This is a genomic window from Clostridium paridis (assembly GCF_016765615.1).
Classification (GTDB): Bacteria; Bacillota; Clostridia; order Clostridiales; family Clostridiaceae; genus Clostridium_T; species Clostridium_T paridis.
In genome coordinates, this window is the sequence record NZ_JAESWA010000022.1 from 1,065,068 (window position 1) to 1,082,181 (window position 17,114).

Annotated in this window: 16 protein-coding genes; 4 read left to right on the forward strand and 12 right to left on the reverse strand. The window is 29.9% G+C overall.

The window, feature by feature from the left end; genetic code table 11:
• Positions 1-28 precede the first annotated feature (28 nt).
• Complete coding sequence (locus JK634_RS12975) at positions 29-1,141, reverse strand: ABC transporter substrate-binding protein (RefSeq protein ID WP_202768058.1); 1,113 nt, start codon at positions 1,139-1,141, stop codon at positions 29-31.
• 180 nt (positions 1,142-1,321) lie between these two features.
• Here JK634_RS12975 and JK634_RS12980 point away from each other — a divergent pair, with 180 nt between their 5' ends.
• Positions 1,322-2,212: a LysR family transcriptional regulator gene (locus tag JK634_RS12980; protein ID WP_202768059.1), complete on the forward strand. Its 891-nt coding sequence runs from the start codon at positions 1,322-1,324 to the stop codon at positions 2,210-2,212.
• 6 nt (positions 2,213-2,218) lie between these two features.
• Here JK634_RS12980 and JK634_RS12985 read toward each other — a convergent pair whose 3' ends face one another.
• The 4 genes from JK634_RS12985 to JK634_RS13000 all read right to left on the reverse strand — a co-directional run bounded on the left by JK634_RS12985 (position 2,219) and on the right by JK634_RS13000 (position 6,239).
• Positions 2,219-3,187 carry a polyprenyl synthetase family protein gene (locus tag JK634_RS12985; RefSeq protein WP_202768060.1) on the reverse strand — a complete coding sequence of 323 codons (969 nt, stop codon included), beginning with the start codon at positions 3,185-3,187 and terminating at the stop codon, positions 2,219-2,221.
• Between the two features lie 17 nt (positions 3,188-3,204).
• Complete coding sequence (locus tag JK634_RS12990) at positions 3,205-3,726, reverse strand: Gx transporter family protein (RefSeq protein ID WP_202768061.1); 522 nt, start codon at positions 3,724-3,726, stop codon at positions 3,205-3,207.
• A gap of 10 nt (positions 3,727-3,736) precedes the next feature.
• On the reverse strand, positions 3,737-4,120 hold the full coding sequence (locus tag JK634_RS12995; RefSeq protein WP_202768062.1) for a NusG domain II-containing protein: 384 nt from the start codon (positions 4,118-4,120) through the stop codon (positions 3,737-3,739).
• Positions 4,121-4,361: 241 nt separating this feature from the next.
• Complete coding sequence (locus JK634_RS13000) at positions 4,362-6,239, reverse strand: NAD(P)/FAD-dependent oxidoreductase (protein ID WP_202768063.1); 1,878 nt, start codon at positions 6,237-6,239, stop codon at positions 4,362-4,364.
• Between the two features lie 371 nt (positions 6,240-6,610).
• On the opposite strand from JK634_RS13000, the gene JK634_RS13005 reads away from it, so the two are divergent.
• Both JK634_RS13005 and JK634_RS13010 read left to right on the forward strand, forming a co-directional pair.
• The gene (locus JK634_RS13005) at positions 6,611-7,183 is read left to right on the forward strand and encodes a hypothetical protein (RefSeq protein WP_202768064.1); all 573 of its coding nucleotides are present in this window, start codon (positions 6,611-6,613) and stop codon (positions 7,181-7,183) included.
• Between the two features lie 196 nt (positions 7,184-7,379).
• The gene (locus tag JK634_RS13010; RefSeq protein ID WP_202768065.1) at positions 7,380-7,829 is read left to right on the forward strand and encodes an FMN-binding protein; all 450 of its coding nucleotides are present in this window, start codon (positions 7,380-7,382) and stop codon (positions 7,827-7,829) included.
• A 59-nt stretch (positions 7,830-7,888) separates the two neighbouring features.
• Here JK634_RS13010 and JK634_RS13015 read toward each other — a convergent pair whose 3' ends face one another.
• On the reverse strand, positions 7,889-8,770 hold the full coding sequence (locus JK634_RS13015) for a CsxC family protein (protein WP_202768066.1): 882 nt from the start codon (positions 8,768-8,770) through the stop codon (positions 7,889-7,891).
• Between the two features lie 197 nt (positions 8,771-8,967).
• On the opposite strand from JK634_RS13015, the gene JK634_RS13020 reads away from it, so the two are divergent.
• Positions 8,968-9,468, forward strand: a complete 501-nt coding sequence (locus JK634_RS13020) for a hypothetical protein (RefSeq protein ID WP_202768067.1) — start codon at positions 8,968-8,970, stop codon at positions 9,466-9,468.
• A 58-nt stretch (positions 9,469-9,526) separates the two neighbouring features.
• Here the strand turns inward: JK634_RS13020 and JK634_RS13025 are convergent, their stop codons facing one another.
• The 6 genes from JK634_RS13025 to JK634_RS13050 all read right to left on the reverse strand — a co-directional run bounded on the left by JK634_RS13025 (position 9,527) and on the right by JK634_RS13050 (position 16,914).
• Positions 9,527-10,807, reverse strand: coding sequence for a PTS sugar transporter subunit IIC (locus JK634_RS13025; protein WP_202768068.1), 1,281 nt, complete (start codon positions 10,805-10,807; stop codon positions 9,527-9,529).
• Between the two features lie 378 nt (positions 10,808-11,185).
• The gene (locus JK634_RS13030) at positions 11,186-12,277 is read right to left on the reverse strand and encodes a DUF871 domain-containing protein (protein ID WP_202768069.1); all 1,092 of its coding nucleotides are present in this window, start codon (positions 12,275-12,277) and stop codon (positions 11,186-11,188) included.
• A 22-nt stretch (positions 12,278-12,299) separates the two neighbouring features.
• The gene (locus tag JK634_RS13035) at positions 12,300-13,190 is read right to left on the reverse strand and encodes an N-acetylglucosamine kinase (RefSeq protein ID WP_202768070.1); all 891 of its coding nucleotides are present in this window, start codon (positions 13,188-13,190) and stop codon (positions 12,300-12,302) included.
• Between the two features lie 90 nt (positions 13,191-13,280).
• On the reverse strand, positions 13,281-13,577 hold the full coding sequence (locus JK634_RS13040) for a PTS sugar transporter subunit IIA (protein ID WP_202768071.1): 297 nt from the start codon (positions 13,575-13,577) through the stop codon (positions 13,281-13,283).
• A gap of 83 nt (positions 13,578-13,660) precedes the next feature.
• Positions 13,661-13,966 carry a PTS sugar transporter subunit IIB gene (locus tag JK634_RS13045; protein ID WP_202768072.1) on the reverse strand — a complete coding sequence of 102 codons (306 nt, stop codon included), beginning with the start codon at positions 13,964-13,966 and terminating at the stop codon, positions 13,661-13,663.
• 197 nt (positions 13,967-14,163) lie between these two features.
• A complete protein-coding gene (locus JK634_RS13050) occupies positions 14,164-16,914 on the reverse strand; it encodes a sigma-54-dependent transcriptional regulator (protein WP_202768073.1) in 2,751 nt (916 codons plus the stop codon).
• Positions 16,915-17,114 lie beyond the last annotated feature (200 nt).

The window sequence follows — 17,114 nt, forward strand, 5'->3', positions numbered from 1 at the left end:
AGAATACATTATAATCCTGAGGTTTTTCTTATTTATCCATTGATTCCTTTTTAACTTGCTCGTCTAACTTTTTATAGTCATCTATTGTATAATTTCTATTACATATATTAGCCATTAAACTCCATACCTTGTCATTGTTAACCTTTGAAAATTCAGTATCTACAATTGAATTCTTATAAAATACTACTGAGCTAGGGAAAAAAGTATTTTCTTTCAAAAATTTTTCCATTAAACTTTGATTATTAATTGAATAAGTTATAAATCTAGTTGCCAATTCTTGTTTTTCATTTGTACTTTTAACAATTGCTAAATTTTCTCCATCAAGAGAAGCTGCTCTATTACCTCCAATTTCAAATGCAGGTAACATCACTGCTGTTAAAGTATCTTCATTGGAAGCATCTATTATATTATTATAATTATCCTTAGTTGCAATATATGCTATTGTAGTTCCTTTACCCATCAAGTCATTATTCTTAATAAAATCTAATGTCTCTTTAATATTTTTATCTGTCCCTGCTTGATATAACATAATATTTCTTAAGGAATCTAAGGTTACATAACTATAATTAAGTAAGCTAATCTTGCCACTAGATTTGTTTTTTATATCTTTCGAAACATCCAGTAATTCTTTCCATGTTCTTATATCTTCAACTTTATACCCATATTGATCCAATATGTCTTTTCTTAGAAACATAAACACTGGGTTATTTTCAATAGGTATTGCTAAAAGATCATCTTGTACACTAATCTCATTTAGTCTCCAGCTATTAAAAGTTTTTCCATAGGAGTCTATTATATTATGTGCTGATGCAATTCCTTGCATTCCTTTATTAGATAAGTTTCTTAAATCCTTAGAATTAATTGAAACTACAGATGGCGCATCGTCACTACTAGAACCTTTTTCTATATAATTAATAATTTCATCCTTAGATTTTTCCTTAACAGTTATACTAACCTTCTTATTAGTCTCCATAAACTCTTTTGAAGATTCTTCTAAGTATTTATAATTTTCTTTTGAAGCCCAAATTACAAAACTTCCTTTTAGTGGTTTTAAATTTATTACTTTGTTATTTGCATAAAAAAGACCTACTACAATAAAAATACATAAAAATAATATGCTATATTTAATTTTATTTTTCATATTTGTTCTCCTTACTGTAAGTTATTATAAAAATATCATAAATAAATCAAGTTTTCAATGACAATTCTACATTATGTAATGTTTTCAATTGATAAAAATTATTGTTTGCAATATTAAATAATATTGTCTATAATTAATTTATTAATTTATTATGAATTTATTATTAACATGGAGGATAAAATGCATTTAGATAACTTACGATATTTTTATGATATCGCTACAACCAAAAATATATCTGATGTTGCAAAAAAATCACACATTTCTCAATCTGCTCTTTCTCAGCAACTTATAAAATTAGAGGACAAGCTAGATATGAAGCTGCTGGAAAGAAGTAATAAAGGCGTTGAACTAACTCCTGAAGGCGAAATCGTTCTAAAGTATTGTAGAGCTATATTATCAAATTATGATAATATGATTGAGGAATTATCATCAAAAAAATACAATAAAAAATGTTTAAATATACATTCATGCTCATATATACAAAGTTTTATTCTTCCTAATATTATTATGGATATTAAAAACTCTTTTTCTGACTTAAAGATAAGTATAAACTCTGTTCATGCTTCATCTAACATTAATTTTTTAAATACAAGTACCTTTGATATTTTTATCTACTGCGAACAGATTGCTAATGATGCATTAATCTGTCAGGAGCTATTAGAAGATGAAATAATTGCAGTTTGTCCTTATGATTTTAATATAAAAGAAGAATACACCTTTGATGAACTATCTTCTTTACCTTTAATACTTGTAAATAATTTTTGTACAATATGCAAAAGCTTTGAAGATAAAATTATAGAATTAAATATGAAAAAAGATAAGTTAAACATTGTACTTTCCACTGATTCTCCAGTAGTAGCCTTAAACACCTTATCTAGCACAAATGCTATATGCTTTATTCCAAAACTTGTTGCAAATAAATATCTTAGTAATTCTCAATTTAAACAAGTAAATATAAAAGATTTTAAATTTAATTATTCTCTATATATATTAGTTAATAAAGCTTTCTATTCACAAGAAAAAAAGCTTATTGATACCTTAAAGAAAAAAATTAAAGGATTCTTAAAATAGAATCCTTTAATAATTTCTATATAATAACTTTTCAATAACTTCTCTAAGAATATCCTTGAATGTATTATCCGGAAGTCTTTCAATTCTTTTAAATGCTTTTTGTGAATATTTAAGTGCTAGTGCTTTTGACTTCTCTACACCATCATTTTTTCTAACTAAATCAATAATCGATTTAATATCTTCTTCATCATAATGACTTTTATCGAAATACTCTTCAAATGCTTTTCTATTTTCTTTTACTGCATAAAGAAAAGGTAGTGTAAATATTCCTTGTTTTATATCATTTCCAGCAGATTTCTTGATGCTTTCATCAGTTCCAACATAATCTAAAATATCATCTATTATTTGAAATGCCATTCCTACATCATGCCCTATGTTCCAAAACTCTCTTGATAGTTTTTCAGAACAGCCGCTTTCTGCAGCTCCAATATAGAAAGATAATGAAAATAGCTCTGCTGTTTTTCCTGATATTCTTGATAAATATTCTTTAATAGATATTTTATTACTAAACTTTGAATTCATTTGATTAATTTCACCAAGACATATTCTTGACATAGATTTTGAATCAACTTTAATACTTTGAAGAGACCCCTCTGAAGCAAGTACTTTAAAGCATGCACAAAATAGATAGTCTCCTATATATACTGCATAATCTTTTCCATACTTTGATTGAATGGTTTCCTGACCTCTTCTCATTTTCGAATCATCAATTATATCATCATGCACTAGAGTAGCCATGTGCATCATCTCAACTACTGATGCTAACGAATTTGTTTTTCCTATATCATCATTCTTTCCCCATTTTGATGCAATAATAACAAATGCAGGTCTAAGCATCTTTCCACCTGAATTAACTAATTCTAAAATGGAATTTTCTATTACTTTATCTTTACATCTTGAATTATCTTCTATTATTTTAAGTACCTGTTTTAATTGCTTTTTTATATCTGGGTACTGATTCCACATTTTATCCATAAGATCTCCTCAACTTTTTAAGAAATTTTATTAAAGTAAGGAAGTTTTGACATATGTTTAATTGCATAATTTGCAGTAATTCCAATAAATACTCCTGTTCCAATACCAACCAATGATAATACCGGAAGATATAGCATAACTCCTATATTTCTTACAATCATTGATGCAATTAGTAATTGGCCTAAGTTATGAAATACTCCACCACTGCAACTTACTCCTATAATACTAACTTTATCCTTACCAATTCCTTTAACTACTATCATCATCACAAAGCTCAATATAGCTCCAGCAAAGGAATACATAAAGGAAGATAAATTTCCTCCAAACATTGTTGCTAATGTAAGTCTTAGCAATATAATTATTAGTACATCTCTTTTTTTATCCAAAGTATATAAACCTATAACAGAAATAAGATTTGCTAATCCAAGCTTAGCCCCCGGTGTAGGCAATGGCATTGGAATCATACTCTCAAATATATGTAAAACTAATGCTTGAGCAACTAATAAAGATATATATACTAATTTGGCGGTCTTTCTCATGTTTTCACCTCTAATATGACAGAATTACTCCATCTTCTGAAGTTTCGCCTTTAACTTCCACCATTAATTTATGCGGTAAACATACTAGGTTTTCTCCAACACTATCTATAAAGCCTGGCTTCATACATATTTTATCTGGGCAATCGGCATCTATAATAGCAATCTTATTATCTTTGACTTCTACTATATTTACTCCATACTTTGTCTTTATCTCTATGGAATCCTGCCCCTTATGTGTTGAAAGGGGTATATTTTTATATACCTTTCCCTCAATTGTAATTTGAGCATATGTTTCCTTATAATCTTTTTTTAATATTACTCCGAATATTAATTCAGGAAGAAAGGATAATGTTACAAGCAGAATAATAATTATAATATCCCACTTCTTAATCATAATAGTATTCTCCATTCTTATATATAATTCTATAATGTTATATAACAACATTTTAATTCATTATATCATAAAACTATTACATAAAGTGATAAAAAAAGATGGTAAAAAGCTTTGTTAATGCAATATTTGAAGATCATTGCCTAGCCTTTTACCTTCTTTTAAAATGTTACCACATATATAAGTTCATTCTCTAATTAACTTTTAGAGAATGAACTATTAATACATTATATTTAAGTTCTATTTATTTACCTTGTCTGTAAACAGGAACTCTTTTTCCAAGCCAGAAGTTCCCGACTTTTTCACCTATCCATGGCATTACAAAGTAGTCTAAACCAAATGTTCTACCAGCACCTTGCATTAATGCAATTCCAGCAAAAATATACCATAATGTATCCCAACCAGTCATAGCTGAAAGGACGAAATTACATACAAGGAATATTGATGCTCCTGATGCTAAGAATGTAAATAATCCAGCAATTAAGCATAATCCAATGCCTAACTCAGTTATAACAACAATTCTTTGGAACCATACTGCAACTTCAGGAGTTGGTATGAATACCTTCATTATTGCTGCATAGAATGTTGGTACATGACTTAATATTGGTGTTACAGTTGCAGCTGCAGAATTAGCTGTATCTGAAGTAGCTTCTGAAGCACCTGATGTTGCTGCTGTATGTAACCAATCAAACGCCATTTTTACATTTCCATCTTTAAACCAAGAATCTGGTCCTAATCCATTAAATATTGATGAGATACCATTTTTAGCCCATGTATCTTCACCTATCATTTTCTTTAATGCTTCAAGTGTCCATAAAACACCAACATATAATCTAAGTGGTACAGTCCATAATCTATTTCCCTTAGAAGCTAATAAACCTCTAAACATATTTCTCTTATCTTCAATTCCAAAGAATTCATGATCTAAATAATGATAACAAGCATTTATTCCATTAACACCAAATAAATAATATAAGTTAACAATGTGCTTCATCATCATTGCAAAGAAACCTGAAAGTTTTACTCCTGCTAAGTTTGCTACGCAATACTTTCCGCCAATAGAAACCATAAATCCATGATAGTTGGATTTAAATTTAGTCATTTGACCATTTTCTATTGCAGCAACTATATTTTTAACTGCTGTATCTGCAGTTTGTTCTGCCGCTTCAACAATTTGAGGAGTTCCTTTTCCTGGTTCTTCTTCAAAGTATGTTAAGTCACCAACTACATATACGTCCTTTTTACCAGTTGCTTGCATGTACTCATTTGTTTGTAGTCTTCCTGCTCTTGCAGTTTCAAGACCATATTCTTTAGTCTCATGATTTGCTTGAATTCCGCAAGTCCATATTAAAGTATTAGTTTCAATTTCACTTCCATCTTTTAAAGTTACCTTATCTTCAGTTACTTCAACGATAGGTGAATTCTTTAATACTTCAACACCTTTCTTTTTCATGTAAGCTTCTGCTTTATCAGCTTGAGATCTATCTAACATGTTAAGTATAGTTCCCATAGCTTCTACAACTAATAATCTAATTTCTTTTTCATCAACATTATATTCTTTTGCTAATTTTGTTTTCCATTCTAATAGCTCTCCAGCCATTTCTATACCTGTAAATCCAGATCCTGCAACAGCAAAAGTTAAAAGTCTTTTTCTAGCTTTTTCATTTCTTTCTTTTGATGCTTTTTCAAACATATTTTTAATATGTGCTCTAATTTCTAAAGCATCTTCAAAAGACCATAATGTAAAGCCATTTTCTTTTACTCCTGGAACTCCGAAGAACGCAGGTTCAGAACCAGTACCAACTATTAAATAGTCATATTCATAGGTTCCATGAGTTGTCTTAACAACTTTCTTTTCTGTATTTACGTCTTCTATATAATCTGTAACTAAATTAACTTTTGTCCTTGCAAATATTTTGCTTAATTCTATTTGCACAGACTCTGGATGAACTCTTCCACCAGCCACTTCGTGTAACTCAGTCATTAATGTGTGGAAAGTATTTTTATCAATTAATGTAATTTCCACATTATCATTCTTTTTGTACTTTTTCGCTAATTTCTTAGCGGCATGTACTCCACCGTATCCTGCTCCAAGAACAAGGATCTTTGTTTTATTTGACATTTTACCACCTCTTATGAATATTCTTACGTTAGTTTTTTATAATGTACACGATTTAATACATTAATATTTCAACTTACAAATATAAATCCATATTTATTTTATCCCTTTTTAACTTATGTGTCTATATGTACTAATCTCCAATTTAACATTCTAGTGAATTACTTAACAGTCATGTTTTAATTTTAACAACGCCCTAAAATAGCTAGGTTAAACATTTACAATTTCTTTATATTGATATAAGTAATACTAATATAGCATAAGTAAAAACTATTGTATACGTATAACAAAAGAGTGTATAATAAAGATGTTGTCAAAGAATGTATTTATTTGACAAGAATTTAACTAAACACAGATAAAGGGGGATTTTCTCTATGAAAAAGAAATCTTTATTAAGCATAATTGCTGCTGGTATGGTAGCTGTTACTCTACTAGCTGGATGCGGCAAGAAGGAAGATACAAAACCTGCTGAAAGCACTACTAAAACAGAAACTGCAAAAGCAGATGCTACTACATCAGCTTCAGTTGTTTCAGATGCTGCTGCATTTGAACAAGCTATTGGTACTAACGGTAAATGGATTATTGCAATCACAAAGGACGTTACAACTGATAAAGAATTAGTTCTTGATGGTGAATTCAAGAATGGTAAAAAAGACGACAAAGGTAATGATGCTATCCAACGTAAAATAGCACTTTACACTCAAGATGAAAATCGTAAGGTAACTGCTAGATTTACATTAACAGCTCCTAAGTTAACTATAAAGAGTCCAATGGCTAGTATTCAACATGGAACATTTAAAGGTGATGTTTATGTAAATGTTGATAACTTCCAATTAGTTGATGCTAAGGTTGATGGAAACATATACTTCGCAACTGATTCAGCTAAATCTACTTTCAAAATGGATGGTACAAGTAGTGTAACTGGAAAGCAAGAAGTTAAGAAATAATTGAATATTTCTCATAATTTAGAGGGCACTACTTAAGTACCCTCTATATTTGGGTAAACATATATTTCAAGATTTATGAACGTATATAATCTAAAGGGATTTATAAAATTGTAAGTAATAAGTGCATTATTTAATTATGTACTTATTTACTAATATATAACTAAAATAATATTTATTATTAAGGGGGAAATTCTCAATGAAAAAGAAAACTTTACTAAGCATCGTAGCTGCTGGTATGGTAGCTGTTACTTTACTAGCTGGATGTGGAAAAAAAGGACCTAAAGATGGAACTTACAAGGCAGAAGCTAAGGACTTTGATGATAAAGGATGGAAGCCTTTCGTTGAAGTTACTTACAAAGATGGAAAAATATCTGATGCTAAGTTTGATTACTCAAACAAAGCTGATGGACATTTAAAGAGTGGAGACCAAGCATATATTACTGCTATGTCTGCAAAATCTCCAACATCTCCAGACAAATATACTAAAGAATTAGCTAGCGCTTTAGTAGACAAACAAGATATAGCTAAAGTTGACTCTGTTACAGGTGCTACTCACTCATCTGATAACTTCAAAGCATTAGTTAAAGCTGCTGTAGATAATGCTACAAACGGCAAAACTGATACTGCAACTGTAGAAATTAAATAATTATAACAAATTATTTAAGTATAGTTAAAGAGATGGCTCTTAAGCCATCTCTATTTTTTTTACTTTTCTATTCTTACTAATTGTTCTTGGTAAACTTCTATCTTCAAATAAGCAACTATATTTTCCATTATCTTTCTAAATTTTACTGCTCTAAAGTTTTCATCTAAACATCCATTTTTACATGGTTTTTCTGGGCAAGGTTTATGAGACTTTCTTTCTGGAACTAAGTCTAAATCTTCAATTACTCTCTTTTCTTCTTCGTCATCATAATCCCATTCATAGTGAGGTTTTGCTTCCATAAGTTTTCCATCCATAGCTTGGTCATTATCAAATATTCTTGCTTCAACTAATCTGCAGAAAGGTCTTTCAATATAAGCTACTTTATCTTCGAATTCTACTTCGCATCTTAATTTTCCAAGATCTTCATGTCCACAACCACATTCAATTACTTTATTAAGCATGTTACCACATTTATTATTTCCAAAGAAGTCTATTTCTTTACCAGTTTCTCTATATTCAACTACTGGTTTTTGAAGATATTCTATTTCTGTTGCACATCTAAATGGAACCTTAACTGTTGCATGTTTGATTGGTCCAACCATAATCTTTCCATATTCTTCTGGATGACAAGCTACTGCATATTCAATATTCTTTTCTATATATCCATTAAGGAATAGCTTCCCATATACTTTTTCTTTATTGCATGGATCCTTCTTGCCACAGTTTACCATTAATTTACATTCTGTTAAGAATACATTCTTTTTAACTCTTTTAATTTCATATATATCATCGCATAGTTCAATACAAGCTTCCAAGTCAACTTGTATTTCCCTTACAGCTAATAGTACTGGTACCTTAACAAAAGCTACATCACAAGAAGCCTTTAAGCTACCGTTAGTGCTAGTACACACATGAATATCCTCAGAATATATTTTGTTCATTATTTTTTCCTCCTATATTCGTTAAATATAATATTATATATTACTTAATAACAGTATATTCTTACTAACAATCATTGTTACATCTTTCGACACTTTTTATATAATTTATGTAATAAAGAACTTAGAGAATTTTAAATAACTAACCGATTTAAGATGCTTTGCATATAATATATTTAAAGTACTCATAGGAGTGTTATATGGAGGAAAGTAAGATAAAAGTTTCTGGATTTTTAACTCCAGAAGAATTAAATAATATTTCGCTATCTCAAGGATCATTATTTCAAGATAAGGATAACTTATTTCTATCTCAAAAATCCAATCCATTAAAAGCACTAACCCAAGTAAATATGTCGATGAAAATATTATCTTTTGAAACCATAGAATGTGCAAAGGAAAAACTTCTTTTCTTTGAAGGAATAAAAAAGTTTAAAATTGAATACAACGATATCCATGATGAACTTGTACAATTGAATAAGAGTGTATCTGTAAATGGTTGTATCAAGGTTCCACTTAATTTTTATGTCAATGCTCTATATTCACGACTAATAAAAGGTTATTTTTATATAGCAGATAGCTTTACAATTAATTATTACATTTGCTTTTTTGTAGGATATTCTACATCAAGGAATGAATCTTTAAATAACTCTTCAATATATTCATCAAATAAAAAAAATAGTTCAAATGATGTTTTTAGATAATATTAAATACAAAAAAGGATATCTATATTTAAATAGATATCCCTTTTTATTAATATTTTTAATCTGCTAAACTCTCTTCTGCTTCTCTTGCTAGTTCTTTATCTGCAGCAACTACAAATGGTAGGTATATAACTGTTCCTACTGCTATTATAATTAATGCAACTAATCCACCTCTAATTGAAGCTGTAGACATTATCGCTCCTAATACTGGAGGCATTGTCCATGGAGCAAGTACGACTATCTTTGGTGCTACATGTAATGCTGTTAATGTATAAGCTATTATTGCAGAAATCATTGGAACTAAGATAAATGGTATAAAGTATACTGGATTTAAAACTATTGGCATACCGAAAATAACTGGTTCATTTATATTAAATAATCCTGGTGCAACTCCTAAATTAGCAATTGTTTTTTGAGCTTTATTTTTAGATACAATATATATAGCTATGATTAAACTTATTGTTGTACCTGATCCTCCCATGTTTACATAAGAATCTAGGAATTGTGAGTTTAAAATATTTGGTATATCCTTACCAGCATTAAATGCATCTATATTAGCATTTGTTAGTGGTAATAATAAAGTGTTTATAACTGGAGCAAGTATATTTGATCCATGTAATCCAAAGAACCATAATAATTGTTGTAAGAATATTATTACTAGTACCCCTGGTAATGATCCTGCTATACCTGATAATGGCTTTTGAATAGTCCAAAATACAGATGCATGTATATCAGTAATATTCCAGATTCCAACAATGTGTTTAAATGCAGTTACAATTATAAGTATAATGATTGATGGTAATAATGCTGCGAAAGATTTAGCTACAGCTGGTGGAACCCCATCAGGCATTTTTATAACTAATTTTGGATTTCCTAAAAGTTTTACAAATATAGATGTAACAATAAGTGCTAATATTAATGAAACGAATAATCCTTGAGTTCCTAAGTATGCATATGGTATTGCCCAATCTAAAGTAGAACCCTTATAAATAATTAATAATGAAGCAAAAGATACAACTCCAGCTGCTAATCCATCAGACTCGTAGGATTTAGCTAAGCTATATGATGTAGTGAATACTAGTAATAATGACATTATCGCAAATGTACCATTCCAGATGTCACCGCCAAAAGTTTTCCAACTCTCACCAAAAGTATTAAGCATAAAATTTTGAAAGAACTGAAGTGGCAAATTGTTTATTAGTACTGCGAAAGCTCCTGCCATAATAAGTGGCATAATAGCAACAAATCCATCACGTATTGCAACTAAATGTCTTTGTGCACCGATTTTACCTGCTATTGGAATAAAATGTTCTTCCATCCAGGCCATAAATTTTTTCATATATTATTCCTCCCTTTAAATATATTGTTTTTCCCAGCTATCCAAAGGTATTATTATATTATTTGATAATTTCTCATTTCCCTAAGACAGCTAGTACATTTCTTTAATCTGTAATCTGCTAGATTTTATTTTCTATCTAACAACTTTACACTATTATATATAGCAATAGTCATGCCAAGTTTAAATACCAAGTTTTCATTGAAAAATGGCTTATTTCTTTACTTATTTAATGATAACTTTTACACAGTTATATATACACAGTGTGTAACAGAGTGTTTTTTTGTGTAAGTCATGAAGTTATGAATCTCTTATGTATTTAAGTAGTCTAAACAAAAATGAACTCAATATACATTAAGTACATGAGTTCATATAAGTATACTATTCTTTTTCTTTAAATCCAAACTTTCCCCAAGGTTCAATATAGTCCAAAAGAAATCTCTCTTCAGGTATTATTTTCGCAACAACATTAGTTTTTCCACTATTCTTCATTTCCTTAATCGCAACTTGTAGTTCCCCAGCATATCTTGTATATAAATCTGATTCTATCAAGATATCTCCTGGTTCTATATCAGGAGTATTAAGTGGTGGAAATGGTGTACCCTTATACTTAACTCTACTTTGGGTACTTCTAACTACATAATCTGAAACATCACCTCTACTGAAATGGAATTCTTCTAAAATTATCTTCTTCTCTATTTCAGATATTCCTTTAGTTAACTCTACTCTAAATTCTAGTTTGTCCCTATTAAGCTTACTTAGTGCTATTAATTCTTCCTCTGATGCAAAAGCATTAGCTATAATAACATCATCAATTAATCCTGTAGCCCATAAATGTTTTGCCTGAACTTCAATTGGTAAGTTTCTATGTTCTTCTAGTGTACATATTCCTTCATTTACAGGCCAAGGGCCATGGTCAGCATTATGTGAATTTACAAATGCTGCTGTTTTAATTCCTAATTCCTTAAACTGCTTTGAACATGCAATAAAGTGTTTGTAACTTAACCCAGTATACACATGTGGATAAAAGTTATGACAACCATAAAGATTAGCCATGTTAGGTTTATTACTCAAAATATTATCAACATATTTTGTTCCATTACTCATGTTTAGTTCAACTTTTAATCCATATTCATTGAATGTCATAACAGTTTCTTCAAAACCTGAAAAGCCCATATCAAGTCTTATTCCACTTAAGCCCATTTCCTTAAATACTTTTAAATCTTGTATACTTGCATTTAAATTCTTAAATACAGTTGGATCTAAATCTGCAATAACTTCCATTCCATGCTTATTCGCAACTTTTAGCATCTTTTTAAATTCATCTACTACTTCTTCTGTGGATTTATCACTTGCAGAAATTAAGCACGTAAATATTCTGCTAAACCCGTACTTTGCAGCTAAATCGATATATTCTATTATTTTTTCCATTGGAACATGATTGGGATATACTGAAATTCCTAATCTTCTCATCATTTTACCCTTCTTTCAAAAATTACTTTTCTTTAATATATAAATAATATGCACCTTTTGCAGGTGATACTTCTTCATCTACAAAGGCTATAATATTTGCATTCTTATTTAAATACTCTTCGAATGTTTCTCTAAGTATTTTTGATTTTTTTAGCACTCCTCCAACTATTCCTATACTTGCACTTTGAAATCCTAATTTTTTATATACCCTCTCAGTAGTTTTAGCTATTGCTAAACCTTCTGACTTTAAGATATCAATTGCAATCTTATCTCCTAAATCAGCTCTTTTAGAAACTATAGGAGTAATTGAAGCTACTTCATCCTTAGTGTTTGAATATACAAAACCAATTATTTCATCAACCTTTTTCATTTTTAGACTTTCTAATATTTCTTTTGAAAGTTCACTCATCTCTATACCAAAATCGTTTTCGTAAATCATATTCTTAAATGCTTCTATAGCTATTTTGTAAGCGCTGCCTTCGTCTCCTAGAAGGTTACCCCAGCCTCCACATCTAGCTTCTTTTCCGTTCTTAATTCCAAAAGCTACCGAACCAGTACCTGCAATGGTGAGAACTCCATCTTCACCTTTAAGTAATGCCTTAAGTGCTAACTCACCATCATTCATTACAGTTGAATCAATGCACAATTCTTTTTTTATTCTCTCTTGTACGATTTTAGCGTTATCATCTACTTCTGCTCCAGCTAAGCCTAAGTATAGTCCTTTTAACCCTTCTATGCCATAAGTCTCAACTACTTGCTTTATTGCATTAATTATATTATTTAATGCCTCTTCTTCCCCATTAAGTAAGTTACCGAAGCCAGTTACTGCACTTGTAATAGCTTCACCATTAAGATCATAGGCAACTGCTTCTGTTTTAGTTCCTCCGCCATCAATCCCAATTACATATTCCATAGTAATACCTCTTTTCTTCTAAATATAAATCATTAACCCTAGATTATAAAAGTATTACTCTCATATAAAAACAATATAAGTTTCTTACTTTTATAGTCTAGTGTAAACTTCTATTATCTCATTAGCCAAATCTTTTAATGTCATTGTTGTCATTAGATGATCTTGAGCGTGAATTAGAAGTAGCGAAAATTCAGCTTTTTGTCCTGCTGCTTCTCCTTGAATTAAGCTTGTTTGAGCATTATGAGCATGTCCCAACTCTTCATTTGCTTTTACTATTAATTCATTTGCTTCTTCAAAATTTCCTTCTTTAGCTGCTTGAATAGCTTCCATTGAGTAACTTCTTGCTTCTCCACTATGCATAATTAAGTTTAATATTATTTCTTCCATTTTACTTCCATCCTTCCCTAATGTCTACTGTAAATATTTCTAACGAGATAAAGACGTCTGAAAGACGCCTTTATTAAATTTATTTAACTTAGCTTATCCAATGCAAATTTAAGAACTTTAGCACCATTCATAGTTCCATAGTCAATAGTATTTATAACATCTACTGGAACTCCCTTTGGCTCCATCTTAGCCTTAAGTTTATTTAATAAAAATCTAACTTGAGGTCCTAATAATAATATATCTATTTGGTCTTCATAATTTCTAAGTTCTGATTCTGCCACTGCATTTATCCATACTTCAATACCTTGCTCTTTTGCAGCAGCTTGCATTTTTGAAACTAGTAGACTTGTTGACATACCTGCTGAACATATTAACAAAATTCTTTTCATGTCTTACTCCTCCTTATAAACTGTGATCTAAGATTCTATAAATTAATTACCATTACACAAATTATAAAGCAAGTTCCATGCCAAATATCTTCAAATTCAATTTCATAAAGAATATAGATATTCTGCCAGTTTAGAAGCTTTTCCAGTGTGTAAGATGGTTTACACACTGAAAAAGACATTAAATACACAGACTCATTCTAATACACAGTCTTAGTATTTTCTACAATCATTCTAACTATAAAAGCAATTTCTGAGTCAACAATATTTAAGTCATATTCTCTCTCCATATTCTTTAATGCTTGTTTAACTAATATAAATTCTTTACTAAATGAACTTCTGTACTTATTTAAATTAGGGAATTCTCTTTCTTTTCCACCATTTTTTATTGTATCGATAAGGAAACATATGTGCATTATCATACCTATCTTTACGTTATGTGGTATTTCTTTATTAAGTAATTCCTCCATCTCACTAAGTGAAAATCTAATATCTTCAACTAATTTTTTTCCTTCTATTTCAGGAATCTGTTCATCAATTGAGTCAGAAACCTTAATAAAATCCTCTTCTGCTTCAATTAGTTCATCTAGTTTTTGAATTCCTTCACTAGTTAAAATATCAGGTGCAGAAATAAATGGAATATTATCTAATGTGAGATTTACAGTTCCTACTATTGCTAATGGCTCATATTTCTCTTTAAGTTCTGCAACATTATCATAAAATTCTTTTTTATCTAAAATATTTAAAGGTATTATCTTTAAGCTTGATCCATATTTCAATTTCTTCTTTAAGATTTCTTTAATCCTTTCAGCAGAACCTTCTCCTGTAAAGCATGTGGTTATTATTAAAGGCATTTTTCTCTTAGGAGAATTTTCTATAGCTCCCTTAACTCCAAATCTACTTACTTCTACACATGAATCATAAACGGAATCTAAATCCCTTCCATTTAGTGCTTTTCTTCCTGCTTCAATTACTAGTAGAGTTGTTACCATGTCAATAGTCTTTATACTAATCCCAGTTTCTACTTTTATTATTTCGCCAAAATTAGTTAATGATCCCATGTCTACCAAGAGGAGAATTCCTTTTCCTTTATGCATGTTTTTTATCTTGCTTTTTGCAAGCTTAAGCATGTCTTCTGCCTTCATGCTTAATGGCATATCTAAAGCTTCTACATACTCCTCACCAATTAATGAGTTAGCTACTTCAACCATTGAAGAGGCCGTAGAATGTCCATGCATAATTACTAAAACTCCTACTTTGCCTTCTTTTTTTATATCCACCTCATATGGTTTTGCTGCTAAGAACATTGTTAAGTATCCTATTTCATCTAAAGGAATTTGAATATCAAATGCATCATCTATAAATTTTGCCACTTCCATAGCTACTAAAAATTCATTGCCATATTGTGCTCTAATAAGATTTAATTTTGGATGATATATTTTTTTGCCTTGCTTAACTCTCTCTATGCTTCCTTGAAGATGCAATGCTAACCCGAAATATACCTTCTCATCAAAATCTCTAGCGAGTTTTGCTGATGCTAAATTAATTATCTTTTCTACTAAGTCAACAATCTTTATATCAACTATTTTGCTTATTTCATCTTTTCTAAATTTTTCTGGCAAATCCATTATATATTTATTGAAATATCGCTCTATATCGATATTTAATATCTCATTTATTTGTTTTTCCTCTATACCTTTTTGCCTTAAAACTTCTAATTTATTCTCAATAATATCATAGAAAAATTCTCTTTTAGAAATGTCTGAATCATCCAGTTCAATAACAGGGAAGTTGTCATCTTGATCCTTAAATGAAAATCTTAATACATCCCCAACATTTAAAAGAATGTCATCAATTTCATCACGATGCTCTTGTAATTTCATTAACCCTCTTTGAACTCTTTGTGGTATATCATTTTGTTCTACAATTATGTAGTTTCTTCCATTTGCTTTGTAATTTAGAAATGCTTTTGCACAGGACAACTGAATATCACTTCTTAGTTGACCAATGTTATTAGGACAATCATATAAGAAAAATGAGATTAAGGCATTTTTATTAAAATAAATACTCTTACCTAATCTATTTGATTCGCCTTTAATAAAGTCCTGAAGTAAATAATATCTCTCTTTCAGACTTCTTTCCTTTAATGAAGGCAAGGTTATAGTCATAGGAATTCTTCTGGTAAATGTCTTTAATAAGTATGATGCCGGATCTTCTGTAGTCGCCGCAATAATTTGTGCGTCTACATGTATTAAATTTTCTGTATCTCCTAAGGGTCTAAAGTATCCTTTATCAATATAAGTAAATAGCATTTCTTGTGCCTGAGGAGATAGTCTATGAATTTCATCTAAGAAAATCATTCCGCCATCCGCCTTCTTAAGAAGTCCTTCTCTATCCGATTCTGCTCCTGTATAAGCACCTTTCTTAACACCAAATATTTGTGCAATAACTAATTGTGGATTATCTGCATAATCAGCACAATTGAATCTTACAAATGGTGCATTGCTATCTAATGCTCCTGATTCCTTTGCAAATGTATACATCAATTCTGCAAACATTGACTTTCCTACTCCTGTTTCTCCCAAAATAAGAGTATGAAGCCCTCTTGGCGGGTATAAAATAGCGGCTTTAGCTTGCTGTATTGGAACTTGCAAGCTTAAATCTGCACCAACCATTGAGTCTAAGCTATTATTTACTATTTTTAATGTATCATTACTTTTTACTGAATCATCTTTTGTTTGCACTTCCCTATTTTCTTCAATTGCAGAATAAACAACTGGCCTTCCATCTATCTTCTTTACCTTTTTTTCTTTATAAAGCTGATTCAAATATCTACTTACATTAGCCCTGTCCAACTCCAAAAAATTACTTACATCATTGGCAGTAACTCCTTCAGCAAAACTTTTTTGCAATTCTACAATTGCATGATATACATCATCTAGTTTGCTCATTTTTTCCCTCCTCAGTTTAAGAATTTTAATATAATCTGAGAACTTATATAAACTAGAAACTATTTTCAACTAGCAACATAAATTATATTTCTACTAAAACTCTATAAGTAAATGATAACATAACGTTATTATACTATACTTATTAGTATAATAAAATAATCTGTAAAAAAATTAGAGGATAGCCATTTTTCAAAAATAAG